Annotated in this window: 22 protein-coding genes and 1 tRNA gene; 9 read left to right on the forward strand and 14 right to left on the reverse strand. The window is 71.4% G+C overall.

Annotated features, from left to right (window positions below):
- Positions 1-82 precede the first annotated feature (82 nt).
- From topA to VM685_RS01655, 5 genes are all read right to left on the reverse strand, one after another.
- The gene (gene topA, locus VM685_RS01635) at positions 83-2,722 is read right to left on the reverse strand and encodes a type I DNA topoisomerase (protein ID WP_325458362.1); all 2,640 of its coding nucleotides are present in this window, start codon (positions 2,720-2,722) and stop codon (positions 83-85) included.
- Between the two features lie 164 nt (positions 2,723-2,886).
- Complete coding sequence (gene dprA, locus VM685_RS01640; protein ID WP_325458363.1) at positions 2,887-3,978, reverse strand: DNA-processing protein DprA; 1,092 nt, start codon at positions 3,976-3,978, stop codon at positions 2,887-2,889.
- Entirely contained in the window at positions 3,975-4,625 is a 651-nt protein-coding gene (plsY, locus tag VM685_RS01645; protein ID WP_325458364.1) for a glycerol-3-phosphate 1-O-acyltransferase PlsY, read from the reverse strand. The genes dprA and plsY overlap by 4 nt, the downstream gene beginning before the upstream one ends.
- A gap of 118 nt (positions 4,626-4,743) precedes the next feature.
- Positions 4,744-6,039 (reverse strand): dihydroorotase, encoded by a 1,296-nt coding sequence (gene pyrC, locus VM685_RS01650; RefSeq protein ID WP_325458365.1) that lies wholly within the window; start codon positions 6,037-6,039, stop codon positions 4,744-4,746.
- Entirely contained in the window at positions 6,036-7,013 is a 978-nt protein-coding gene (locus VM685_RS01655) for an aspartate carbamoyltransferase catalytic subunit (RefSeq protein ID WP_325458366.1), read from the reverse strand. Before VM685_RS01655 ends, pyrC begins: the two co-directional genes overlap by 4 nt.
- Before the next feature lie 102 nt (positions 7,014-7,115).
- Between VM685_RS01655 and VM685_RS01660 the strand changes: the two genes are divergently transcribed.
- Positions 7,116-7,622 (forward strand): DUF1993 domain-containing protein, encoded by a 507-nt coding sequence (locus tag VM685_RS01660; protein ID WP_325458367.1) that lies wholly within the window; start codon positions 7,116-7,118, stop codon positions 7,620-7,622.
- On the opposite strand, the gene ruvX is transcribed toward VM685_RS01660, so the two are convergent.
- Positions 7,619-8,086, reverse strand: a complete 468-nt coding sequence (ruvX, locus tag VM685_RS01665) for a Holliday junction resolvase RuvX (protein ID WP_325458368.1) — start codon at positions 8,084-8,086, stop codon at positions 7,619-7,621. The two genes, VM685_RS01660 and ruvX, sit on opposite strands and share 4 nt — an antisense overlap.
- Positions 8,087-8,167: 81 nt before the next feature.
- Between ruvX and gatC the strand changes: the two genes are divergently transcribed.
- Positions 8,168-8,455, forward strand: a complete 288-nt coding sequence (gene gatC, locus VM685_RS01670; RefSeq protein ID WP_325458369.1) for an Asp-tRNA(Asn)/Glu-tRNA(Gln) amidotransferase subunit GatC — start codon at positions 8,168-8,170, stop codon at positions 8,453-8,455.
- A 2-nt stretch (positions 8,456-8,457) separates the two neighbouring features.
- A complete protein-coding gene (gatA, locus tag VM685_RS01675) occupies positions 8,458-9,930 on the forward strand; it encodes an Asp-tRNA(Asn)/Glu-tRNA(Gln) amidotransferase subunit GatA (protein WP_325458370.1) in 1,473 nt (490 codons plus the stop codon).
- Between the two features lie 4 nt (positions 9,931-9,934).
- Here the strand turns inward: gatA and VM685_RS01680 are convergent, their stop codons facing one another.
- From VM685_RS01680 to VM685_RS01690, 3 genes are read right to left on the reverse strand one after another with little or no spacing between them, the layout of a single operon-like run.
- Positions 9,935-10,261: a RebB family R body protein gene (locus tag VM685_RS01680; RefSeq protein ID WP_325458371.1), complete on the reverse strand. Its 327-nt coding sequence runs from the start codon at positions 10,259-10,261 to the stop codon at positions 9,935-9,937.
- 59 nt (positions 10,262-10,320) lie between these two features.
- Positions 10,321-10,647 (reverse strand): hypothetical protein, encoded by a 327-nt coding sequence (locus VM685_RS01685; protein WP_325458372.1) that lies wholly within the window; start codon positions 10,645-10,647, stop codon positions 10,321-10,323.
- Between the two features lie 16 nt (positions 10,648-10,663).
- On the reverse strand, positions 10,664-10,999 hold the full coding sequence (locus tag VM685_RS01690; RefSeq protein ID WP_325458373.1) for a hypothetical protein: 336 nt from the start codon (positions 10,997-10,999) through the stop codon (positions 10,664-10,666).
- A gap of 125 nt (positions 11,000-11,124) precedes the next feature.
- Here VM685_RS01690 and gatB point away from each other — a divergent pair, with 125 nt between their 5' ends.
- Positions 11,125-12,618 carry an Asp-tRNA(Asn)/Glu-tRNA(Gln) amidotransferase subunit GatB gene (gatB, locus tag VM685_RS01695; RefSeq protein WP_325458374.1) on the forward strand — a complete coding sequence of 498 codons (1,494 nt, stop codon included), beginning with the start codon at positions 11,125-11,127 and terminating at the stop codon, positions 12,616-12,618.
- Positions 12,619-12,621: 3 nt separating this feature from the next.
- Here gatB and VM685_RS01700 read toward each other — a convergent pair whose 3' ends face one another.
- On the reverse strand, positions 12,622-13,092 hold the full coding sequence (locus VM685_RS01700; protein ID WP_325458375.1) for an RcnB family protein: 471 nt from the start codon (positions 13,090-13,092) through the stop codon (positions 12,622-12,624).
- Between the two features lie 417 nt (positions 13,093-13,509).
- Between VM685_RS01700 and VM685_RS01705 the strand changes: the two genes are divergently transcribed.
- Positions 13,510-13,782: a sel1 repeat family protein gene (locus tag VM685_RS01705; protein ID WP_325458376.1), complete on the forward strand. Its 273-nt coding sequence runs from the start codon at positions 13,510-13,512 to the stop codon at positions 13,780-13,782.
- A 307-nt stretch (positions 13,783-14,089) separates the two neighbouring features.
- Positions 14,090-14,179, forward strand: a tRNA-Ser gene (locus VM685_RS01710).
- Between the two features lie 16 nt (positions 14,180-14,195).
- Here the strand turns inward: VM685_RS01710 and kynU are convergent.
- Positions 14,196-15,422: a kynureninase gene (gene kynU, locus VM685_RS01715; protein WP_325458377.1), complete on the reverse strand. Its 1,227-nt coding sequence runs from the start codon at positions 15,420-15,422 to the stop codon at positions 14,196-14,198.
- 131 nt (positions 15,423-15,553) lie between these two features.
- Between kynU and VM685_RS01720 the strand changes: the two genes are divergently transcribed.
- Positions 15,554-17,275, forward strand: a complete 1,722-nt coding sequence (locus VM685_RS01720; RefSeq protein WP_325458378.1) for a CocE/NonD family hydrolase — start codon at positions 15,554-15,556, stop codon at positions 17,273-17,275.
- A gap of 57 nt (positions 17,276-17,332) precedes the next feature.
- Here VM685_RS01720 and VM685_RS01725 read toward each other — a convergent pair whose 3' ends face one another.
- Positions 17,333-18,355: a hypothetical protein gene (locus VM685_RS01725; protein ID WP_325458379.1), complete on the reverse strand. Its 1,023-nt coding sequence runs from the start codon at positions 18,353-18,355 to the stop codon at positions 17,333-17,335.
- 150 nt (positions 18,356-18,505) lie between these two features.
- Between VM685_RS01725 and VM685_RS01730 the strand changes: the two genes are divergently transcribed.
- The gene (locus VM685_RS01730; protein WP_325458380.1) at positions 18,506-18,667 is read left to right on the forward strand and encodes a hypothetical protein; all 162 of its coding nucleotides are present in this window, start codon (positions 18,506-18,508) and stop codon (positions 18,665-18,667) included.
- On the opposite strand, the gene VM685_RS01735 is transcribed toward VM685_RS01730, so the two are convergent.
- Entirely contained in the window at positions 18,664-19,200 is a 537-nt protein-coding gene (locus VM685_RS01735; RefSeq protein WP_325458381.1) for a sigma-70 family RNA polymerase sigma factor, read from the reverse strand. The two genes, VM685_RS01730 and VM685_RS01735, sit on opposite strands and share 4 nt — an antisense overlap.
- A 230-nt stretch (positions 19,201-19,430) precedes the next feature.
- On the opposite strand from VM685_RS01735, the gene egtB reads away from it, so the two are divergent.
- Complete coding sequence (gene egtB / locus VM685_RS01740; protein ID WP_325458382.1) at positions 19,431-21,644, forward strand: ergothioneine biosynthesis protein EgtB; 2,214 nt, start codon at positions 19,431-19,433, stop codon at positions 21,642-21,644.
- On the opposite strand, the gene VM685_RS01745 is transcribed toward egtB, so the two are convergent.
- Positions 21,641-21,853 (reverse strand): general stress protein, encoded by a 213-nt coding sequence (locus VM685_RS01745; protein ID WP_325458383.1) that lies wholly within the window; start codon positions 21,851-21,853, stop codon positions 21,641-21,643. The genes egtB and VM685_RS01745 overlap by 4 nt on opposite strands.
- Positions 21,854-21,898: the final 45 nt, after the last annotated feature.

The raw sequence follows: 21,898 nt of genomic DNA on the forward strand, positions 1-21,898 counted from the left end.
AGTCCGAGGTTAGCCGCCGGGCCTGATCCCGCAACGCCGCTTGGATCCCGGCTTCCGCCGGGACGAGCGGTGGAGGAGGACTCTAAGCCGTCGCCTTCGCCTTCTTAGGCGCGGCCTTCTTGGCCGCAGGCTTTTTCGCGGCCGCCTTCTTCGCGGGCGCCTTCTTCGCGGGCGCCTTCTTGGCGGCGGCCTTGGGCTCGGCCTTGGCCGCGCGGGCCGGCTTCTTCTTGCCGCCGCCCTTGGCCTCGCGCTCGGCGAGCAGGGCCACCGCCTCCTCCAGCGTCACCGCCGACGGCTCCTTGCCGCGCGGCACGTTGGCGTTGGTCGACCCGTGCTTGATGTAGGGACCGTAGCGGCCCGAGAGCACGCGCACCGGCTGGCCGTCGCCGGGGTGGGCCCCCAGCTCCTTCAGCGCCGCCGATTCGGTGCGCCCGGCGCGGCCGGCCCGCTTCTCGGCCAGGAGCGCCACCGCGCGGTTCAGGCCCACCTCGAACACCTCGTCGGCGCCCGACAGGTTCGCGTAGGTCCCGTTGTGCTGCACGAACGGCCCGTAGCGGCCGATGCCGGCCAGGATCGGCTGGCCGTCCTCGGGGTGCAAGCCCACCTCGCGCGGCAGCTTCAGCAGCCTGAGCGCCTTCTCCAGGTCCATGTCCGGCGCGCTCCAGCCCTTGGGCAGGCTGGCGCGCTTGGGCTTGTCGCCTTCGCCGAGCTGCACATAGGGCCCGAACCGGCCGCTCTTCAGGTAGACCACGAGCCCGGTGTCCGGGTCGGTTCCCAGCTCCCGGTCGCCGTTCTCCGCCTGGCCCTCGGCGTCCTCGCCCTGGGCGATCGGCCGGGTGTAGCGGCACTCCGGATAGTTCGAGCAGCCCACGAACGGCCCGTAGCGGCTGGTCTTCAGGCTGAGCCGGCCGGTGCTGCAGGTCGGGCAGACCCGCGGGTCGGAGCCGTCGGCCTTCTGCGGATAGAGGAAGGGCGCAAGCGCCCCGTCCAGCGCGTCCAGCACCTCGCGGGTGCGGAGTTGGCCGATCTCCTCGGCCTTGGCGTGGAAGTCCTGCCAGAACTCGCGCAGCAGGACCTTCCAGTCGAGCTCGCCGGCCGACACCAGGTCGAGCTTCTCCTCCAGGTCCGCGGTGAAGTCGTACTCGACGTACTTCTTGAAGAACTCCTCCAGGAAGACGGTGACCAGCCGGCCCTTGTCCTCGGGGATGAAGCGGTTCTTCTCCATCCGCACATAGGCCCGGTCGCGCAGCACGGTCAGGATCGAGGCGTAGGTGGAGGGCCGCCCGATGCCGAGCTCCTCCATCTTTTTCACCAGGCTGGCCTCCGAGTAGCGCGGCGGCGGCTCGGTGAAGTGCTGGTCGGCCTTGGCGGAGACCACCTTGGCGGCGGCGCCCTCGGCGACCTGCGGCAGGCGGCCGCCTTCCTCGTCGTCCGGATCGTCGCGCCCTTCCTCGTAGACCGCCAGGTAGCCGTCGAAGAGCACCACCTGGCCGCTGGCGCGCAGGCCGGTCTTCCCGTCGGCGCTCTCCAGGTCGATGGTCGTGCGCTCGATCCGCGCGCTCTCCATCTGGGAGGCGATCATCCGCTTCCAGACGAGTTCGTAGAGCCGGCCGAGATCGCCCTCGAGCCGCAGCTTGCCGGGATTGCGGGCCAGGCTGGTCGGCCGGATGGCTTCGTGGGCCTCCTGGGCGTTCTTCGCCTTGGTCTTGTAGATCCGCGCGCTCTCGGGGACGTACTCGCGGCCGTAGAGCCCGCCGATCACCTGGCGCGCCTCGTCCAGGGCCTCGGGCGCGGCCTGCACGCCGTCGGTCCGCATGTAGGTGATCAGGCCGACGGTCTCGCCGCCGATGTCGACGCCCTCGTAGAGCTTCTGGGCGGCCTGCATGGTGCGCTGGGCCGAGAAGCCGAGCTTGCGCGCGGCCTCCTGCTGCAGGGTCGAGGTGGTGAAGGGCGGCGGCGGCGAGCGCCTCGCCGGCTTCTTCTCCACGGCGGCGACCTTGAAGGTCGCAGCCTTCACCGCCTCGCGGGCGGCGAAGGCGGAGGTCTCGTCGCCGAGGTCGAACTTCGAGAGCCGCTTGCCCTCGTGCTTCACCAGCCGGGCGTTGAACGGGTCGCCGCCGGCCGAGACGTCGGCGTCGACGGTCCAGTACTCCTGGGTCCGGAACCGCTCGATCTCCAGCTCGCGGTCGACGATCAGGCGCAGGGCCACCGACTGCACCCGGCCGGCCGAGCGCGAGCCCGGCAGCTTGCGCCACAGCACGGGCGAGAGGGTGAAGCCCACCAGGTAGTCCAGCGCGCGGCGCGCCAGGTAGGCGTCGACCAGCTCCATGTCGATGTCGCGCGGGTTTTTCATCGCCTCGGTGACGGCCGACTTGGTGATCGCGTTGAACACCACCCGCTGGACCTTGGCGTCCTTCAGGGCGCGCTTCTTCTGCAGCACCTCCAGGACGTGCCAGGAGATGGCCTCGCCCTCGCGGTCGGGGTCGGTGGCCAGGATGATCAGCTCGGCGCCCTTGGCGGCGTCGGCGATGTCGTTGAGGCGCTTGGCGGACTTGGCGTCCACGTCCCAGGACATGGCGAAGTCCTCGTCCGGGCGCACGGAGCCGTCCTTGGCGGGCAGGTCGCGGACGTGGCCATAGGAGGCCAGCACCGTGTAGCCGGAGCCCAGGTACTTGTTGATGGTCTTGGCCTTGGCCGGGCTCTCGACGACGACGACGTTCATATCTTTAGGGAATCTGACTTTCCGCGGGCGATGACGCCCGGCTCGGGGAGGGCGGAAGGTGGGGGCGGCGCCATCGGCCTGTCAACGGTCCTTGGACGCACAGTCGGGACGGGCGGCGTCTTCCCCCTTTGGGGGAATGTTCCCGTCCTCGTCATCCCCGGGACTCATCCGGCGGCCACCATGCCGCCGGGCTGCAGCTCGGCGCGGCCGGCCAGCGACAGCTCCACCAAGGCGGCGAACACGGCCGGGGCCGGCGCGCCGACGGCGCGAACGATCTCGTCGCGGCTGACCGGGGTGGGGGAGAGCAGGGCGGCCACCCGGTCCCGCAGGCCGTCGTCGGGCGGAGGGCCGGGGTCGGCGGCGTAGCGGCGGTCGGGCTCGCGGAAGCCGCGCAGGCCCTCCAGCGCGCGCAGCACGTCCTCGGCGCCCTCGCACAGCGCCGCGCCCTGGCGGATCAGGTCGTTGCAGCCCTTGGCCCGGGGATCGAGCGGAGAGCCCGGCACGGCCAGCACCTCGCGGCCCTGCTCGGCGGCGAGCCGGGCGGTGATCAGCGAGCCGGAGCGCAGCTCGGCCTCCACCACCACCACGGCCTGGGAAAGGCCCGAGATGATCCGGTTGCGGCGCGGGAAGTCGCGCGCCACGGCCGTGCGGCCGGGCTCGCTCTCCGAGACAACGCAGCCCTCGCGGACGATCCGGGCGTAGAGCCCGGCGTGCTCGGCCGGGTAGACGTCGTCCACCCCGCCGCCCAGCACCGCCGCCGTGCCGGTCGCCAGCGCCGCTTCGTGCGCCGCCCCGTCGATGCCACGGGCCATGCCGGAGACCACCACCAGCCCCGCCTGGCCGAGCTCGGCGGCCAGGCCGCGGGCGAAGCGCTGGCCGGCGGCGGAGGCGACCCGGGCGCCGACGATGGCCACCGAAGGCTTGTGCAGCAGCTCGACCCGGCCGCGGGTCCAGATCAGCGGCGGCGGCGGGTCCAGCGCCGCCAGCGCCTGCGGGAAGTCGGGCTCGCAGGACGCGATCAGCCGCGCGCCGAGGCGGTCGCCGTCCGCCAGCTCCTTGTCCGCCTCGTCGGGGGTCGTGATCCTCAGCCCGCCCATGCGCCCGCCGCGCCGGGCGAGCTCGGGCAGGGCGGCCAGCGCCGCGCCGGCGTCGGCGTGGCGCTGGATCAGCTGGTCGAAGGTGACCGGCCCTACGTTCTCGGTGCGCGCCAGCCGCAGCCAGTCGCGGCGCTCGGCGTCCGAGAGCTCGCGGATCACGCCTTGGGCTCGGCCGCCGCCTTGGACCCGCCGATGCGCGGCTCCTGGCCCTTCAGCAGGCGGCGGATGTTCTCGGCGTGCCGGATGTAGCTCAGCACCCCCATGAACAGCGCCATCACCGCGATCGGCGTGGGCCGCCCGAAGGCGAAGACGTAGAGCGGCGCCACCGCCAAGGCCACGAGCGCCGCCAGCGACGAGATCCGGAACAGGAAGGCCATGACGATCCAGGTGGCGCCGGCCGCCAGCCCCACCGGCCAGGCCGCCGCGATCAGGGTGCCGAAGAAGGTCGCCACCCCCTTGCCGCCCTTGAAGCCCAGCCAGACCGGGAACAGGTGGCCCAGGAACGCTGCGGAGCCGGCCAGCGAGGTCAGCACCGCCTGCGCGGGCAGGGTGTGGTCGCGGGTCGCCAGCCAGGCCAGGAAGACCGCCAGGGCGCCCTTGCCGCCGTCGCCCAGCAGGGTGATCGCCGCCAGGTCCTTGCGGCCGGTGCGCAGGACGTTGGTCGCCCCGATGTTGCCCGAGCCGATCGACCGCACGTCGCCCGTGCCGCCCATGCGTGTGGCGATCACCCCGAACGGGATCGACCCCAGCAGGTAGCCCCCGACCACCGCGAGCGCGACCAGCGTCGGGCTGAGACCTTCGAACATGGACGGATCCCCCAGAAGACGTCGCGCCTAGTTACCGCCGGTTGCAGGCGGCGTCACCGGCTACGGCGCGGGCAAGCCTAGCCGTGGCGTCCACGGCGGGCAAGAACGAACCGCGAACTCAGCCGCCGAACACCGTCCGCCCGTCCACCAGGGTCCTGAGCACCTTGCCCTGCAGCCGCCGGCCGTCGAAGGGCGAGTTCTTCGACTTTGAGATCAGCTGGTCGGCGTCGATCAGCACCGGCGCGTTGAGGTCGAACAGCACGAGGTCGGCCGGCGCGCCCTTGGCCAGCCGGCCCGCCGGCAGGCCGAGCAGGTCGGCCGGGGCGCTGGTCACGGTGCGGATCAGGTCGATCAGCGGCACGCGCCCCTCGTGGAACAGGGTCATCAGCGCCGGCAGCAGGGTCTGCAGTCCCACCGCGCCCGGCGCGGCCTCGTCGTAGGGCAGGCGCTTGTCCTCGGCCGGGGCCGGGGCGTGGGCCGAGACCACCACCTGGATCAGGCCCGAGGCGACGGCCTCGATCAGGGCGTTGCGGTCGTCCTCGCCCCGGAGCGGCGGGTCCACCTTGCAGAAGGTGCGGTAGTCGCCGATGTCGATCTCGTTGAACGACAGGTGGTTGATCGAGGTGGTGGCGGTCACCGGCAGGCCCCGGTCGCGGCCGCGCTGCAGGGCCTCGAGCGCCGCACCCGTCGTCACCTGGTCCACCAGCAGCCGCGCGCCGGTCAGCTCCACCAGCGCCAGGTCGCGCTCCAGCCCGATCCGCTCGGCGATCGCCGGGACGCTGGGCAGGCCCATCCGCGAGGCGAACTCGCCCGCCGTCGCCGCCGCGCCGGCCGCGAGCCACGGGTCGACCGGCCGGTGGGCGACCAGCACGCCGAACGACTTGGCGTAGGCCAGCACCCGCTGGAACACCTTGGAATCGACGATCGGCCGGTCGGCGTCGGTGACATAGAGGCAGCCGGCCTCGTGCATCAGGCCGATCTCGGCCATCCGCTTGCCCTCGCAGCCCTTGGTGGCCGCGCCGGCCGGATAGACGTTGACCAGCTCGATGTCGCGGGCGCGCCGCAGGATGAAGTCCACCACCGAGGGGTCGTCCACGACCGGATGGGTGTCCGGCTGTACGACCATCGAGGTCACCCCGCCCGCCGCCGCCGCGCGCGCCGCCGACTTCAGGGTCTCCTTGGGCTCGGCGCCCGGCTCGCCGGTCTTCACCCGGATGTCCACGAGACCGGGGATCAGCAGCTTGCCCTGGCCGTCGATCACCTCGACGTCGGCGGACAGCGCGCCGGGCCCGCCGCCCTGGACGACATCGGCGATCACCCCCTCGGTGACGATCACCGCGCCCGGGCCGTCGTAGCGAGAGGCCGGGTCCACCAGCCGGACATTGGTGAAGGCGAGGGGGCGGGCGGCGGTCATTGGTTGTCCAGCCGGGCGGCCAGCGCCGTCAGCACCGCCATGCGCGCGGCCACGCCCATCTCGACCTGGTCCTGGATCAGGCTCACCGAAAGGTCGTCGGCCACGTCGGAATCGATCTCGACCCCGCGGTTCATCGGCCCCGGATGCATCACCTTCACGTCCGGCGAGGCATGCGCCAGCTTCTCGCGGTCGAGGCCGAAGAAGCGGAAGTACTCGCGCTGCGAGGGGGCCATCACCCCGTCCATCCGCTCCAGCTGCAGGCGCAGCATCATCACCACGTCGCAGCCGGCGATGCCCTTGCGCATGTCGTGGAAGATCTCGACGTTCCAGCGGTCGGCCTGGGTCGGGATCAGGGTCGGCGGGCCGACCAGCCGCACATGCGCGCCCAGCATCTGCAGCAGGGCGATGTTCGAGCGGGCCACCCGGCTGTGCAGGATGTCCCCGCAGATGGCGACCTTCAGCCCCGCGATGCGGCCGAAGGCGCGCCGCATGGACAGCGCGTCGAGCAGCGCCTGGGTCGGGTGCTCATGCTGGCCGTCGCCGGCGTTGACCACCGAGCAGCCGACCTTCTGCGACAGCAGGGAGGCGGCCCCCGACGAGGAATGCCGCACCACCAGCAGGTCCGGCTGCATGGCGTTCAGCGTCACGGCCGTGTCGATCAGGGTCTCGCCCTTGGAGATCGAGGAGGAGCGGGGGCTCATGTTGACCACGTCCGCGCCCAGCCGCTTGCCCGCCAGCTCGAAGGAGCTCTGGGTCCGCGTGGAGTTCTCGAAGAACAGGTTCATCAGCGTCCTGCCCTTGAGCAGGTCCAGCTTCTTCGAGGTCTGGCGGTTCAGGGCGACGAATCCGTCGGCGAGGTCGAGGAGGTCGGCCACCTCCACCTCGTTCAGGTCCATCACGGAAAGGAAGTGCCGCTTCGGAAACGGGAAGGTCCTGCCGAGGACCTCGTTCAGACCGGTGGGGGCGCCGCTCATTAAAGCGCCCTCTTAAGTGGCTTTCCGCGGGGAGGGAAGCGCCCCTTTCGCCGGCCCGGCCGCGGCGCCATACCGGAGTGAGCGATCAACGGGGGAAACGGAATGACGGTCGATCTCTACAGCTACGTGCGCGGCTATTCGCGCGGCATGACCACCCTGCAGCACATCCTGAAGAAGGGCGCCGACCATGCGGCCGCCGCCGGCGTGCCGGAGACCGAGATGCTGCGCTGGAGCCTCGCGCCCGACATGTTCGACCTGCGCCAGCAGGCGATCACCGTGATCCAGTTCACCCAGCAGTGGCTGGCCCGCGCCGCCGACCTGCCGCAGCCGGTGACCATCGAGGGCGAGCCGGGCCTGGCCGAGATCCTCGCCCGCGTGGCCGAGGCCCAGGCCTTCATCGACGGGCTCACCCCCGCCCAGTTCCAGGGCCGCGACGACGTCCCGCTGACCTTCGACCTCGGCCAGATCAAGCCCACCCTGCCGGTCGGCCAGTGGATCGCGGGCTTCACCACCACCAACTTCTATTTCCACCTGTCGATGGCCTACGCAATCCTGCGCAACCGCGGCGTCCCGCTCGGCAAGCCGGACCTGTTCGCGGGCGGGCTCTAGGCGTTCCTGAGCCGCTCCAGGGCCCCCTGGAGGATCCAGGCGGCGGCGGCGCGGTCGACCACCTCGGCGCGCTTGGCGCGCGTCAGGTCGGCCTCGCCGATCAGCATCCTGTTGACCGCCATGCTGGACATCCGCTCGTCCCAGAAGGCGATCGGCACGTCCTTGAGCCTGAGCAGATTGCGGGCGAAGGCGCGGCTGGACTGGCAGCGGGCGCCCTCGCTGCCGTCCATGTTCACCGGCAGGCCGATGACGATGCCGGTGGCCCCGCGGCTCTCCATGGCCCTGAACAGGGCCGCGGCGTCGTCGCCGAACTTCGTCTTGCGGATCAGCTCCAGCGGACTCGCCACCGTGCGCGTGGCGTCGGAGACCGCCACCCCGATGGTCTTCTCGCCCAGGTCGAGGCCCACCAGCGGCGTGTAGGGCGCCGTGGCGGCGGGCAGCTCCAGGAGGTCGACGACGGGCATGGCGTCCCTTTAGGAGGGATCGCTTGCAAAAGCACGCCCGCCACGGCTAACCCACGCGCCTGAGTTTTAGGAGGGATGGTCATGGCCATCGACGCGGCGACCGTGCGCAAGGTCGCCAGGCTGGCGAGGATCGCCGAGCCCGAGGAGAAGCTGGAGCCGCTGGCTCGGGAGCTGTCGGGCATCCTCGACTGGATCGAGCAGCTCAACGAGGTCGACACCGACGGCGTCGAGCCCATGACCACGGCCGTCCACGCGACCCTGCCGATGCGCGACGACGTGGTCACCGATGGCGGCGATCCCGAGCGCGTGCTCGCCAACGCGCCGAAGCGCGCGGGCGCCTTCTTCGTGGTGCCGAAGGTGGTCGAATAGCCATGGCCGACCTCACCGCCCTGACCCTGAAGGCCGCCCTCGACGGCCTGGCCGACAAGTCCTTCTCCTCGCTGGAGCTCACCCAGGCCCACGTCGACGCGGTGGAAGCCGCCCGCGCCCTGAACGCCTATGTCCTGGAGACCCCGGACAAGGCGCTGGAGATGGCCAGGGCCTCCGACGAACGCCGCGCGCGTGGCGAGGCCGGCCGCCTGGACGGCGCGCCGCTCGGCATCAAGGACCTGTTCTGCACCGAGGGCGTCCGCTCGACGGCGGGCTCGAACATCATCGGCGGCTTCATCCCGCAGTACGAATCCACCGTCACCGCCAACCTCTGGCGCGACGGGGCGGTGATGCTGGGCAAGCTCAACATGGACGAGTTCGCCATGGGCTCGTCCAACGAGACCTCGGCCTTCGGGCCGGTGGTCAACCCCTGGCGGGCCACGGGCGGCAACGCCCAGCTCACGCCGGGCGGCTCGTCCGGCGGCTCGGCGGCGGCGGTCGCGGCGGGGCTCTGCCTGGGCGCCACGGCCACCGACACCGGCGGCTCGATCCGCCAGCCCGCCGCCTTCACCGGCACGGTGGGCATCAAGCCGACCTACGGCCGCTGCTCGCGCTGGGGCGTGGTCGCCTTCGCCTCCTCGCTGGACCAGGCCGGCCCGATGGCCCGCACGGTCGAGGACACCGCGCTCCTTCTCACCTCCATGTGCGGCCACGACCCCAAGGACTCCACGAGCCTGGCCGTGGAGACGCCGGACTTCGCGTCCTTCGTCGGCAAGTCGGTGAAGGGGCTGCGCGTCGGCGTGCCCAAGGAGTACCGCGTCGACAACATGCCCCCGGAGATCGAGAGGCTCTGGGAGCAGGGGATCGCCTGGCTGAAGGAGGCCGGCTGCGAGATCGTCGAGGTCAGCCTGCCGCACACCAAGTACGCGCTGCCGGCCTACTACATCATCGCCCCGGCGGAGGCCTCGTCGAACCTCGCCCGCTACGACGGCATGCGCTACGGCCTGCGCGTCGAGGGCGGCAACCTCACCGAGACCTACGAGAAGACCCGCGCCGAGGGCTTCGGCGCCGAGGTGAAGCGCCGCATCCTGATCGGCACCTACGTCCTCTCGGCCGGCTACTACGACGCCTACTACCTGAAGGCGCTGAAGGTCCGCCGCCGCATCGCCGACGACTTCGACAAGGCCTTCGAGAAGGTGGACGCCCTGCTGACGCCCACCGCGCCCTCGGCCGCCTTCCAGCTCGGCGACAAGTCGGACGATCCGGTCGCCATGTACCTGAACGACATCTTCACGGTGACGGTGAACCTGGCGGGCCTGCCCGGCATGAGCGTGCCGGCCGGCCTCGACGCCCAGGGCCTGCCGCTCGGCCTGCAGCTCATCGGCCGCGCCCTCGACGAGGGCACGCTGTTCTCGCTCGGCGGCGCCCTGGAGAAGGCCGCCGACTTCAAGGCCAGGCCGCAGAAGTGGTGGTGAGCCGCTAGGGCTTCGGCGGGACGTCCGGCTGCTTGTCGGGCGTCTCGTCGTTCGCCAAGCCGGCGCGGCCGGGCGGCGGCGGCTTCGGACACTCCGCCGCCTCGCAGGCCGGCGCCTGCGCGGCCCTTTCCGGTTCGGGACTCAGGAGCGTCGCCACGCCCTGGGTCGTCGACGCCTGCATGGTGACGTAGGACTGTTGCTGGTTGTTCGTCGCGTTGTGCGCGGCGTTCGAAAGCGCCTGGCTCGTGGCCACCGTTTCACTCGGAGGCGGCTGTGCGGCCGCCGAACCAGCGGTGAGCACCAGGGCAAGGCACGCGAGCGGCAGCTTCATGAGGCCCCTTTCCGGGGAGAAGCGCCCTCTCCGGAAGGAGAGGGCGGTCCTGCAGAGCGTTACTTCAGCTTGTCGAACTCGGCCTGGATGGCCTTCAGCTTGGCGTCGTCGATGGCGCCCTGGCTCATCGGCGCGACCTGAGCCAGCGTCATGGCGCCGATCTGGTCGTAGTACTGGGTGATCTCCGGCAGCGCCGCCTCGAGCGCGGCCTTGGCCTTCTCGTTCTTGATGATCTCGCCGATCGGGGTGGTCTCGACGGAGAGCGCGCCCGAGGGCTGGGCGTTGGCGGAGGCCTGGGCGGCGGCGGGAGCCTGGCCCTGGGCGAGCGCCGGCGTGGCGGCCAGAGCGGCGAGGGCCGCGAGGCCCGCGATGGTCATGCGGTTCATCTGGGTTCCTTGGTCCTTAGGGGATCTTGTCGAGTTCGGCCTGCACGGCCTTCAGCTGGGCGTCGCCAATGGCGCCTTCGCTCATGGGCGCGACCTGGGCCAGGGTGAAGGCCTTGAACTGGTCGTAGGCCGGGTGGCTGGTGATGCCGGGCAGCACCTTCTCCAGCGCGGCCTTGCCCTGTTCGTTGGCGGCGATGGCCTCGATCGGCGTGGTCTCCACCGACAGCTTGGCGGCGGCGGGCTGGGCGCTGGCCGAAGCCTGGGCCGCGGCGGGCGCCTGGCCCTGGGCGAGCGCCGGGGCGGCGGCCAGGGCGCTCAGGGCGGCGAGCGCCGCGAGCATCGTGCGGGTCATGACGTTGTTCCTTCCCCCATGGGTGTGTTCTTGTCCCCAAAGCTTGAGCCGAATTTACGGCGTTTGCGCAAGTGCCGTCTCGCCACGCCTTCCGCATCGCGCCGGGCCGCACTAGAACGCGGCGCATGAGCGAGAACACCAAGGTGATCGAGGGCCGCACCGGCCCGTGGGAAACGGTCCTGGGCCTGGAAGTGCACGCCCAGGTGGCCTCCAACGCCAAGCTCTTCTCGGGCGCGGCGGTGGGCTTCGGCGCCGGCCCCAACGAGCAGGTCAGCCTCGTCGACGCGGCCATGCCCGGCATGCTGCCGGTGATCAACCGCCACTGCGTGGAACAGGCGGTGAAGACCGGCCTCGGCCTCAAGGCCCAGATCAACACCTGGAGCCGCTTCGACCGGAAGAACTACTTCTATCCGGATCTGCCGCAGGGCTACCAGATCAGCCAGTTCAAGGACCCGATCGTCGGCGAGGGCGAGGTCATCGTCGAGCGCGACGACGGCTCCACCTTCACCGTGCGGATCGAGCGGCTGCACCTCGAGCAGGACGCCGGCAAGAGCCTGCACGACCAGGACCCCAACTTCACCTACGTCGACCTGAACCGGGCCGGCACGGCGCTGATGGAGATCGTCTCGCGCCCCGACATGCGCACCTCGGAAGAGGCCGCCGCCTATGTGAAGAAGCTGCGCACCATCCTGGTCTACCTGGGCACCTGCGACGGCGACATGGAGAAGGGCAACCTGCGGGCCGACGTGAACGTCTCGGTCTGCCGCCCCGGGGCCTACGAGAAGTACCGCGAGACCGGCGACTTCAGCCACCTGGGCACGCGCTGCGAGATCAAGAACGTCAACTCGTTCCGCTTCATCCAGCAGGCCATCGAGTACGAGGCGCGCCGCCAGATCGAGATCCTCGAGGACGGCGGCAAGATCGACCAGGAGACCCGCCTGTTCGACACGGTGAAGGGCGAGACGCGGTCGATGCGCTCCAAGGAGGAGGCGCACGACTACCGCTACTTCCCCGATCCCGACCTGCTGCCGCTGGAGCTGGACCCGGCCTGGATCAAGGAGATCGAGGCCAAGCTCCCCGAGCTGCCGGACGCCAAGAAGGCCCGCCTGCAGTCGCAGTACGGCCTCACCGCCTACGACGCCGGCGTCCTGATCACCGAACAGGCCCGCGCCGAGTTCTACGAGGCCGCCGCCAAGGGCCGCGACGCCAAGCTGGTGGCCAACTGGGTGACCAACGACCTGGCCGCCCGGCTCACCGCCGGCGGGATCGACATCGCCCAGTCCCCGATCCGTCCCGACGAGATCGCCGAGCTGGTCCGGCTGATCGAGGAGGGGGTGATCTCCTCCAAGATCGCCAAGGACGTGTTCGAGCGGATGTGGGCGGGCGACGGCCGCGCCTCGGAGATCGTCGAGAAGCAGGGCCTGAAGCAGGTCAGCGACACCGGCGCGCTGGAGAAGATCATCGACGAGCTGATCGCCGCCAATCCCGGCCAGGCGGCCGCGGTGAAGGACAAGCCCCAGGCCATCGGCTGGTTCGTCGGCCAGGTGATGAAGGCGACCCAGGGCAAGGCCAATCCGGGGACCGTCAACGAGCTCCTGAAGGCGAAGCTCGGGATCTGATCCCTAGCGGATCATGTCGAAGATCTGCCCGTCGGGGCCGACCAGGGCGTAGGCGCCGCCGACCCGCACCCAGCGGAAGCCGCGGGGCGGCGGGCGCAGGCGGTAGCGGCCGTAGTCCTCCACCTCCGAGCCCTGCGCCTGGGGCGGCAGGTAGCCGCCGCGGCGCAGGCCGTAGGCCCGTGGCGGCGCATAGGCGCCCGGCGGAGGGCCGTAGTAGTTGCGGCCATCCTCGCGGTCCTCGAAGCGCCGGTCGCCGCGTCGCTCGTCGCGGCGGTCCGGGCCGCGCCCGCGCTCCGGGCCGTCGGCCGCGCGCCAACGCTGCCGGTCCTCCCACCCACGGCCGCCGCCACCGCCGCGGTCACCACGCTGTTCCCAGCGTCCGCCGCGGTCGCCGTCCTTGGCGAACGCCATCGAGCCCGGCAGCGGGCCCGCGACGGTCGCGGCGGCGATGAGCGTGAGGAGCAGGCGTTTCATGCGGACGGTTCGATTCCCCGCGGGGTCCTTGAAGCTTGCCGCCGACTATGGCCCCCGGCGTCTGAACTGAGGCTGAACGTGGCTGCAAGCGATTGAAAAAGGCCGAAAACGCCGCGCCGCAGGGGGAGGGTCCTCCCGCGGCTCGGCGAGGTCAAGAACGCGCGCCTGTGGTGGAGGCTCCGCGTGCGCGGAACGTGGGGTGAGGCCATCGGTCGCGCCCGCGGGCCGGCCGGCCGGGTTCGCCCCCGAGAATTTTCGCCAGTGGAACGGCCGAATTCTTGGCGGCTCTTCTGAACCTGAAGATCGCACAACAGGCGGCTTAACCATGTGTTCAGCCTAACGCCTGTTTTCTATGTCCTCAGAAGACCGAGTATGGGCCCGCCAAGGGTCCGTCGGCTGATGAAGGGACTTAGGGTCATGCCGTCGAGCATGGAAATCGCGAGCGAAGGCCTTCCGCTTCCGGGACCGGAAGCGACGGGCGACGAGCTGTTCCGCATGGGGCTGCTCTATTCCACGGGCCAGGGCGGCGCGCCGCTGGACTACGTCTCGGCCCACATGCTGTTCAACCTGGCCGCCATGCGCGGCTCGGTGGAGGCCAAGGTCTACCGCAAGGAGCTGTCCGCCGAGATGGCCTCCGACGAGGTGGCCGAGGCCCAGCGTCAGGCCCGCGAGTGGCTCGCCCAGGGCTGAGCCGGGGACCCCGGACGGAATCCCCCGGCGCTCCGGGATAGGGAGGCCGGGGGCCCGACGCGACGGCCGCGCAAAGAGGGACGGAAGCGGCCGTCATCAGCAGAACGATCCCTCCCGCGCGTTTCGTCCGCGCCTTTCGCCGATTCCCAGAAAATTTGACGCGTCACCTTCGACGCTCAGCGCCGTTGCCCGACCGGGGGCGTTTCGGCTATGAGGTGCGTCCCTTCGGGGACGTCCTTGCCGCCCTGCCCAGGCGCGGCGGCCAGGCGATCCGGAGGTCGGGAGCGAACCCGAACAAAAACAATCTGGTGACGTGGCCGAGTGGCTGAAGGCAACGGTTTGCTAAATCGTCATACGTGAAAGCGTATCGAGGGTTCGAATCCCTCCGTCACCGCCACTTTTCTGCCGAAACCTCAGGTCACCGCCGCGCGCGTCCGGTAGGCCTCGTCGTCCCAGGCGCCGGTCGCCAGCACCTCGTGCAGGATCTCGGCCGCGCGCCAGACCTCCTCGTGGCTGAGATAGAGCGGCGAGAAGCCGAAGCGCATCACGTCGGGAGCCCGGAAGTCGCCCACCACCCCGCGGGCGATCAGCGCCTGGACGACCGCATAGCCGTGCGGGTGGGTGAAGGAGACGTGCAGGCCGCGCTCGGGGGCCTGGCGCGGGGTCACGAGCTGGACGCCCATCCCTGAGCGCCGGCCCTCCACCTCGGCGATGAACAGGTCGCAGAGCGCCTGGCCCTTGGCCTCCACCGCCGCCGGGTCGGCCTGCCGCTGCAGGTCCACCGCCGCCTCCAGCGCCGCCATGCCCAGTACCCCCGGCGTGCCGCAGAGCTGGGCGCGGATGTCGCCGGCCGGGCGGTAGCCGTCCTCGAAGGCGAAGGGCTCGGCGTGGCCCATCCAGCCGGAGAGCGGGGAGCGGATCTGCGCCTGGTGCCGCTCGGCCACGAACAGGAAGGCCGGCGCGCCGGGACCGCCGTTCAGGTACTTGTAGCCGCAGCCCACCGCCAGGTCGGCGTTCGCCCCGTTCAGGTCCACCGCCACGGCGCCCGTGGAGTGGCTGAGGTCCCACAGCATCAGGGCGCCGGCTTGGTGCGCGCGGGCGGTCACCTGGGCCATGTCCCAGCGGCGGGCGGTCTTGTAGTGCACGTGGGTCAGCACCACGACCGCGGTGTCGCCGTCGATGGCGTCCAGCAGCGTGTCCGGCGGCACGGCGCGCAGCTGCGCGCCCGCGGTCCGCGCCAGCCCCTCCAGGACATAGAGGTCGGTGGGGAAGTTGCCGGTCTCCGAGAGGATCACCCGGCGGCCGGGCCGCAGCCCCAGCGCGCCGGCCGCCAGCTTGAAGAGGTTCACCGAGGTGGAATCGGCCGCCGCCACCTCGTTCGGCTTCGCCCCGATCAGGCCGGCGATCTTGCCGCCCACCCGCAGGGGCGCGTCGATCCAGCCGTTGACGTTCCAGCTGGTGATCAGGTCGCGCCCCCACTCCCGGTCGGCGGCCTCCTGCAGCCGGGCGAGCGCCGCCCGCGGCGGCGGGCCGAGCGAATTGCCGTCCAGGTAGATCATCCCCTCCGGCAGGTCGAACGCGTCCCGGAAGCGGGCGAGGGGATCGTCGGCGTCCAGGCGCCGGGCGTCGTCGCGGGTCATGCGCAGGTCTTACGGCGGCAAGCGACGGCACGCCAACCTCGTGGTTAGATGCCAAGCGCGCGGTCCGCCGCGCCATTTGCACCAAAGCCATTTTGCGCGGGCGCCAAGACCCGCGGGGGGAAACGCAGACGATGATCAAGCTCAGACCTCTCGCCCTGGCCTCGGCCCTGGCGCTCTCGCTGGCGGCGGGGCCGCTGGCCCCGGCGCTCGCCCAACCGGCGCCCGCCGCCGCCGAGGCCGAATGGCCCGGCCTGCCGCCCGGCGCGGCGGAGGAATACGCCGTCATGCGCGACGGGACGCGGCTGGCCGCCAACGTCTTCAGGCCGGCGGGGAGGGGGCCCTGGCCGGTGATCCTCTCGCGCACCCCTTACCTGAAGGACGGCCGCCGCACCGAGCAGAATCCCAACCCGGCCGAGGGCCTCGCCAAGCAGGCGAAGCGCTACACCGACGCCGGCTACGTCTACGTCCTGCAGGACGTGCGCGGGAAGGGCCGCTCCCAGGGCTTCTACGCGGCCTTCGAGAACGACATCGAGGACGGCTACGACACCGTGGAATGGGCGGCGGCCCAGCCCTGGAGCAACGGCAAGGTCGGCATGACCGGCGGCTCGGCGCTGGGCATCACGGCCAACTCCGCGGCCATGGCCAACCCGCCGCACCTGGTGGCCGCCTATGTGGTCGTGGCCCCCGCCGACCGGCTCTCCTACAGCTATCCCGGCGGGGTGCTGAAGGAGAAGGACACCATCGGCTGGCTGCGCCAGCAGGGGACCTCCGAGGAGCAGCTCGACCGCGTCCGCCAGCGGGCCTTCGACGACGTGAGCTGGAACCGCGTCGCCATGACCGCCAACCGCAAGTACATCGACATCCCGATCTTCAACGTCGGCGGCTGGTACGACATCTTCAACGGCGGCACGGTCGACAACTTCCAGTGGCTGCAGAACCACGGCGCGCCGGGCGCGCGGGGGAACCAGAAGCTGCTGATGGGCCCGTTCGGCCACGGCCAGCTCTCGGGCGACCTGGAATACCCCGGCAACGACCGCATCGGCCTGGCCGGCGACCAGGAGATCCGCTGGTTCGACCACTGGCTGAAGGGGATCGACAACGGGATCATGGACGAGCCGCCGGTCAGCTACTTCATGATGGCCGCGGCGAAGAAGGGGGCGCTCAGCCCGAAGAACCGGATGGTCGCCGCCGCCAACTGGCCGCCGGCCCATCGGGAGGTGCGCTACTACCTGGCCGAGGGCCGGGCGCTCACCACCAGGGCGCCGACCGACGCCGAAGAGAAGGTCAGCTACCGGTTCGATCCGGGAAGGCCCGTGGAGACCTTCGGCGGCGCCAACCTCACCTTCGAGCGCGGCCCCATGGACCAGCGCGCCGTGGGCCAGCGCCAGGACTACCTGCGCTTCCAGACCCCGGTGCTGGCGAAGGACGTGGCCATCGCCGGGCCGGTGAAGATGGAGCTCTGGGCCGCTACCGACGGGCCCGACACCGACTTCGTGGTCAAGCTCGTGGACGTCTATCCCGACGGCTACGAGGCGCTGGTTCTCGACGCCCCCGTGCGGACCCGCTTCCGCGCCGGCCGCATGCCGGGCGAGGTGCGGATGATGACGCCCGGCGCGCCCGAGAAGCTCGAGATCGACCTCTGGCCCACGGCGCTCACCTTCGAGAAGGGCCACCGCATCGCCGTCCACGTCACCTCGTCGAACGCCCCGCGGTTCGAGGTGAACCCGAACACCGGCGAGGCGCCCGGCGCGGCCAAGCTGAAGCCGCGGGTGGCGGTGAACACCGTCTACCTGGACGCCACGCGGCCCTCGGCCATCGTCCTGCCCGTGGTCTATCCCGACGACGTGAAATAGCCCCCGCGTCCCGGACGGCCTCAGGGCCGTCCGGGACCTCGGGGCCGGGGGCGCGGCCTAGTGCTTGGACTCGTGCCCCTTGTCGCCGTCCTTGCGATCCTCAGCATCGCGGCGAGTGTCGCCGCCATCGGACGCGGCCTGGACCTGGGGCGGGGTGTTGCCGAACTCCGAGCCGCCGGCGGCTCCCGAGCCCTGCGCGCCGCCGCCGTGCCCCGTGGCCTGGCCGCCGGTCTGGGTGAGGGACGGGCTGTTGGTCATCGCCGACGGGCTCTCCAGCCGGCCGGACGGCATGTCGTCGCCGCCGCCGAAGCCCTCGGCCATCCGGTGCTGGCCGTGCATGCCCGGCGCGATGTCCTGGCGTCCCATGCCCGTGGACATGTTCCGCTGCGAGCGCCACTCGTGGAAGTTCTTGCCGAAGGTGTCGCGCCGTTCGGTGCGGAACTTCCGGTACTCGTCGTCCAGCTGCTGGTGCTGGTGGCGCCGCCACTCCTGGTAGTCGCGGTCGTGCAGCCGCAGCTGCTCCTCGCGCCAGTGCACATAGTCCGGCTCGAACTCGTGGCCCTGCGGCGGGTGGTAGGCATAGTCGTGCGGCGCGCCGAACTCCTCGACGCCGCTCGTCCGCGCGTTGAGCTCCAGGTCGCCGTAGGGGGCGCTGCCGTGCGGCCGCCACTGCTCGAATTCGCGCCGGCCCGGGTCCCGCTGCCCGGAGCCGCGCTGGGGCTCCTCGCGCCGACCGCCGGCCTCAACGCCGTACTCCTGGCCGCCATAGCCGCCGCCCTGGCCGCGGCCGTAGCCGCCGGTGTCGCGGTCGTAGCCCGAGCCGTAACCCGTGCGGTCCTGGTCGAAGCGGGAGCCGTAGCGGTCGCGCCGCCAGGGCTCGCGCTCGCCTTCGCCGGAGCCGCCGCGCCAGCCTTCGCCATAGCGGGCCTGGTCGGAGTTGAACCGGCCCTGGTCGCCGAAGCTGCGCCGCTCCTGGTCTCCGCCCTGGCGGCCGCCGGCCCGCCGCTGGTCGTCGTCCTGGCGCCAGCGGTCCCGCCCGCGGTCGCCGCCGTAGCCTCGATAGTCGTCCCGGTTGGCCATTGCTGCTTCCTTCCTCGGCAAGTGTCGTGGCGGCTCAACCGGCGAGGCGCAGGCGCTGTTCCGCATTGTCGCAGGCGCTCCGGCTCCGCTTGCTTTGGGGCGCCGGGCGCCCGACATCGCAGGCCGAAAGCCGTGGGTGAAAGGCGCTCCATGCCTCGCAAGACCGCCGACCGGGATCTCGCCGCAGCCTTGGACAAGGGCCTGCGCGACATGTTCCGTGCGCTGGAGGACCGGCCGGTTCCCGACCGGGTGCGCTCGATCGTCGACCAACTCGACGAGCCGGTGATCGAACCCGTGAAGAAGCGCGGCTAGGCCCGCGCGGCGACCATGTGGTCGATGGCCATCACGTCGGTGGCGTCGTCGGCGTCCATGATCTTCAGAAGGCGGGCGCGGGCGCGGTTCACCCGGCTCTTGATGGTGCCAAGCGCACAGCCGCAGATGTCCGCCGCCTCCTCGTAGGAGAGGCCGGCGGCCCCCACCAGGATCAGCGCCTCGCGGTGCTCGTCGGGAAGCTGCTGCAGGGCGTTCTGCAGCGAGCGCATCGCCACGCTCCAGTCCTGGGTCGGCGCGGACTTGAGCGTCGCGGCGTATTCGCCGGTCTCGTCGCGCACCTCGCGCCGGCGGCGCAGGACGTTGGTGTAGTAGGTGTTGCGCAGGATGGTGAAGAGCCAGGCGCGAAGGTTGGTGCCGGGCTCGAACTTGTCGCGATTGGTCCAGGCCTTGATCAGGGTGTCCTGCACGAGGTCGTCGGCGTCCGAGCCGTTGTGGCTCAGGGACCAGGCGAAGGCGCGCAGAGCCGGAATCAATCCGACCACTTGGTCCCGCCAGCTGGTCGTCGCGGTCATGGCGCCCTCTCGTCGGCCCAACCCGGGGCTCTTCTCGTCGCTCTGCCGATTTGGCGCGGGTTGAACGCAGCCCCATGGCATCTGTTCCGGTTGAGCGGAGGGAGAAAACGCCCGTATTTCGGGAACTTCGCGCCAGGCCTGCCGTTGGCCGGAACAAGGGCGTCAGCTTCACAATTGAGGCGGCGGCGCCGGCTTCCTATCTGATGAAGCGGCAGCACGCGGAGGGCCCCATGGCGCAACCTGAGGACGAGGCCCGCCTGCGCGCGCATGGTTGGCTGACCGAGCCGGCGGCGCTGCGCCGCTACCGGGCCGTGCGCCAGGCGACCCTGGCGCTCACCCGCAGCCTCACGCCCGAGGACCAGCAGGCCCAGTCCATGCCGGACGCCAGCCCCACCAAGTGGCACCTGGCGCATACCAGCTGGTTCTTCGAGACCTTCCTGCTGACCCCGAGGCTCGCCGGCTACAAGGCCTTCGACCCGCGGTTCGGCTACCTCTTCAACTCCTACTACGAGGCCGTGGGGCCCCGGCAGCCCAGGCCCGAGCGCGGCCTGCTCACCCGGCCCTCGCTCGCCGACGTCGTCGCCTACCGGGAGCACGTGGACGCCGGGATGGCGAGGCTGCTGGCCGGCGGGACGGACGGCTTCGCCGACCTCCTCGACCTGGGCCTCGCCCACGAGGAGCAGCATCAGGAACTGATCCTGATGGACATCCTCCACCTGTTCGCCGCCTCGCCCCTGAACCCCGCCTACGCTCCGCCGCGCCGCGCGCCGGGCGGCGCAGCCCCGCCGCTGGGCTTCGTCGACTTCGAAGGCGGGGTGGTGGAGATCGGCCACGACGGATCCGGCTTCGCCTTCGACAACGAGGGTCCGCGCCACAAGGTCTGGCTCGAGCCGTTCGCCCTGGCGGACCGGCTGGTGACCAATGGCGAGTGGCTGGGGTTCATGGCCGACGGCGGCTACGCCCGCCCCGAGTTCTGGCTCTCCGAGGGCTGGGCGCGCGCCCGCGCCGAGGACTGGCGCGCGCCGCTCTATTGGCAGGAGGGGCCGGACGGCTGGCAGGTGATGACGCTGCGCGGCCTGCGCCCCGTCGATCCCGCCCAGCCCGTCGCCCACGTCAGCTTCTACGAGGCCGAAGCCTACGCCGCCTGGGCCGGCGCGCGCCTGCCCACGGAGGCCGAATGGGAGCACGCCGCCGCCGCCTTCCCGCCGGAGGGCAATCTCCTGGGCTCCGGCCGGCTGGAGCCCGCCCCGGCGCCCGACGGGCGGGGCCTGAAGCAGCTCTACGGCGACCTCTGGGAGTGGACCCGCAGCGCCTACGCGCCCTATCCCGGCTTCCGGCCCGCGCCGGGCGCCGTGGGCGAGTACAACGGCAAGTTCATGGCCAGCCAGTTCGTCCTGCGCGGCGGGGCCTGCGTCACCCCGGAGGGCCACGTGCGGGCGAGCTACCGCAACTTCTTCTATCCCCAGCAGCGCTGGATGTTCTCCGGCGTGCGCCTGGCCCGCGACGCCGCCGGCCCGCGCGCCCGGGTCCCGTCGTTCGAGGACGACGTCGTGGAGGGGCTCGGCAAGGCCCGGAAGTCCGTGCCGCCCAAGTATTTCTACGACGCCGAGGGTTCCCGGCTGTTCGAGGCGATCTGCGAGCTTCCGGAATACTATCCCACCCGCACCGAGACGGCGCTTCTGCGCGCCAGGGCCGCCGAGATCGCCCAGGCGATCCCGAAGGGCGCGGCGCTGGTGGAGTTCGGCTCCGGCGCCAGCGTGAAGACCCGCATCCTGCTCGACGCCGCGCCGCAGCTCGCCGTCTACGCCCCGGTCGACATCAGCCCCGAGGCCCTCGCCGCGGCCGCCCACGACATCGGTCGCGACTATCCCACGCTCACCGTGGCCCCGCTGGCCGAGGACTTCACGCGCGCGCTCACCCTGCCGGCCCAGGCGGCCGGTCGGCCCGTGGTGGGCTTCTTCCCGGGCTCGACCATCGGGAACTTCACGCCGCACGAGGCCCGCGCCTTCCTGGAGGGCGCGCGTCGGCTGCTGGGGGAGGGGGCGGCCTTCATCGTCGGCATCGACCTGGTGAAGGACGCCGCCACGCTCACGGCGGCCTACGACGATGCGCTGGGGGTGACGGCGGCGTTCAACAGGAACCTGCTGGCGCGGATCAACCGCGAGCTCGGCGGCGACTTCGACCTGGACGCCTTCGACCACCGCGCCGTCTGGAACGAGGCGGACAGCCGCATCGAGATGCACCTGGAAAGCCGAAAGGCCCAGACCGTCCATGTGGCGGGCCGGGCCTTCCAGTTCGCCGCCGGGGAGACCCTCCACACCGAGAACTCGTGCAAGTTCACGGTGGAAGGCTTCGCCCGCCTGGCGGCGTCGGCGGGCTGGCGGCTCGAGCGGGAGTGGGTGAGCCCCGCTCCCGCCTTCGCCGTCGTCCTGCTTAGAGCCTAGCTCTCGCGGCCGCGGGAGCGGCCGCCGCCGCGGCTGGCCTCACCGCCCTTGCGGCCGGCGGAGGCCGCGAGGTCGCGGTCCTTAGCGAAGCTGCGCTTCTCGCCGGGCACGGAGGCCCCGCCCTTGCGGGCGATCTCGCGACGGCGTTCGGGGTTCATGGCGGCGAAGCCTCGGCGGGCTCGCGGCTTTCCAGTGTCAACGCTGGCCATCAGTACTGCTCTCCTCAATCGGGCGACGACAGGGGTAGGTCTGGC

This window comes from Phenylobacterium sp. (assembly GCF_035539035.1).
Taxonomy (GTDB): domain Bacteria; phylum Pseudomonadota; class Alphaproteobacteria; order Caulobacterales; family Caulobacteraceae; genus Phenylobacterium.

Coding starts and splice junctions, on each gene's coding strand:
- gatA (WP_325458370.1), top strand. CDS start 8,458: ATGGCCGACCTCACCGCCCTGACCCTGAAGGCCGCCCTCGACGGCCTG.
- gatB (WP_325458374.1), top strand. CDS start 11,125: ATGAGCGAGAACACCAAGGTGATCGAGGGCCGCACCGGCCCGTGGGAA.
- VM685_RS01685 (WP_325458372.1), bottom strand. CDS start 10,647: ATGAACCGCATGACCATCGCGGGCCTCGCGGCCCTCGCCGCTCTGGCC.
- ruvX (WP_325458368.1), bottom strand. CDS start 8,086: ATGCCCGTCGTCGACCTCCTGGAGCTGCCCGCCGCCACGGCGCCCTAC.
- egtB (WP_325458382.1), top strand. CDS start 19,431: ATGGCGCAACCTGAGGACGAGGCCCGCCTGCGCGCGCATGGTTGGCTG.
- VM685_RS01745 (WP_325458383.1), bottom strand. CDS start 21,853: ATGGCCAGCGTTGACACTGGAAAGCCGCGAGCCCGCCGAGGCTTCGCC.
- VM685_RS01660 (WP_325458367.1), top strand. CDS start 7,116: ATGACGGTCGATCTCTACAGCTACGTGCGCGGCTATTCGCGCGGCATG.
- VM685_RS01655 (WP_325458366.1), bottom strand. CDS start 7,013: ATGAGCGGCGCCCCCACCGGTCTGAACGAGGTCCTCGGCAGGACCTTC.
- pyrC (WP_325458365.1), bottom strand. CDS start 6,039: ATGACCGCCGCCCGCCCCCTCGCCTTCACCAATGTCCGGCTGGTGGAC.
- VM685_RS01725 (WP_325458379.1), bottom strand. CDS start 18,355: ATGGCCAACCGGGACGACTATCGAGGCTACGGCGGCGACCGCGGGCGG.
- gatC (WP_325458369.1), top strand. CDS start 8,168: ATGGCCATCGACGCGGCGACCGTGCGCAAGGTCGCCAGGCTGGCGAGG.
- plsY (WP_325458364.1), bottom strand. CDS start 4,625: ATGTTCGAAGGTCTCAGCCCGACGCTGGTCGCGCTCGCGGTGGTCGGG.
- VM685_RS01690 (WP_325458373.1), bottom strand. CDS start 10,999: ATGACCCGCACGATGCTCGCGGCGCTCGCCGCCCTGAGCGCCCTGGCC.
- VM685_RS01735 (WP_325458381.1), bottom strand. CDS start 19,200: ATGACCGCGACGACCAGCTGGCGGGACCAAGTGGTCGGATTGATTCCG.
- VM685_RS01720 (WP_325458378.1), top strand. CDS start 15,554: ATGATCAAGCTCAGACCTCTCGCCCTGGCCTCGGCCCTGGCGCTCTCG.
- VM685_RS01700 (WP_325458375.1), bottom strand. CDS start 13,092: ATGAAACGCCTGCTCCTCACGCTCATCGCCGCCGCGACCGTCGCGGGC.
- VM685_RS01680 (WP_325458371.1), bottom strand. CDS start 10,261: ATGAAGCTGCCGCTCGCGTGCCTTGCCCTGGTGCTCACCGCTGGTTCG.
- VM685_RS01730 (WP_325458380.1), top strand. CDS start 18,506: ATGCCTCGCAAGACCGCCGACCGGGATCTCGCCGCAGCCTTGGACAAG.
- topA (WP_325458362.1), bottom strand. CDS start 2,722: ATGAACGTCGTCGTCGTCGAGAGCCCGGCCAAGGCCAAGACCATCAAC.
- kynU (WP_325458377.1), bottom strand. CDS start 15,422: ATGACCCGCGACGACGCCCGGCGCCTGGACGCCGACGATCCCCTCGCC.
- VM685_RS01705 (WP_325458376.1), top strand. CDS start 13,510: ATGCCGTCGAGCATGGAAATCGCGAGCGAAGGCCTTCCGCTTCCGGGA.